The organism is Pseudomonas uvaldensis, from assembly GCF_021271205.1.
GTDB lineage: Bacteria > Pseudomonadota > Gammaproteobacteria > Pseudomonadales > Pseudomonadaceae > Aquipseudomonas > Aquipseudomonas uvaldensis.
The window spans coordinates 1-224 of record NZ_JAIWKS010000063.1 but is presented as its reverse complement, the minus strand read 5'-3'; the positions used below and the strand labels follow the sequence as shown (position 1 = coordinate 224).

General features: G+C 58.5%; 1 pseudogene. It reads left to right on the top strand.

From position 1 onward, the window contains the following. Positions 1-224 (top strand): annotated as a pseudogene (locus LCU97_RS26600) (hypothetical protein); the annotation flags it as partial.

The window sequence follows — 224 nt, the reverse complement described above, 5'->3', positions numbered from 1 at the left end:
TCGAACTTCAACGACACGTTCATTGGCGATGGCAGCGGTATCGATTTCGACGGCGGTGCCGGGGTCGATACGGTCGACTACTCGGGTTCGACAGCCGGGGTAAACATCAATATCCGTACCGGGACGGGAACTGCAGGAACGGGTGGAGAGGCCGAAGGCAGCACGTTGGCGAATATCGAAACCGTCATAGGCTCTGCCTTCAACGACGTGCTTTCCGCAGGTCC